Consider the following 261-nt stretch of genomic DNA (forward strand, 5'->3'; position numbering starts at 1 on the left):
AACAGCCACCACGTCCATCTGCGCCGCGGTCACCGCGCCCTCGGCGAACCCGGCCGCCAACGCCGGGAAGTGCTCCAACGCCCGACCCGACCGCACGATCCGCGACGCCTCGGCCGCCGACAACCGCACGTGCCCGATCAGCCACGACCGCATCGACTTCAACCCGTCGTGCTCCGGCGCCTGCGTCAGCTCCCCGTGCCGCACCGTGCGGGTCAACTCCGCCGCCACCCGGTTCTGCACCGCCACCAGCAACGCCGTCCG

Annotated in this window: 1 protein-coding gene; it reads right to left on the reverse strand. The window is 73.2% G+C overall.

Going from position 1 to position 261, the window contains the following annotated elements:
* The coding region (locus Q1A09_RS22550) for a DUF222 domain-containing protein (protein ID WP_299960648.1) at positions 1-261 on the reverse strand (261 nt) is incomplete at both ends.

The sequence above is a fragment of the uncultured Modestobacter sp. genome, from assembly GCF_947486615.1.
GTDB lineage: Bacteria > Actinomycetota > Actinomycetes > Mycobacteriales > Geodermatophilaceae > Modestobacter.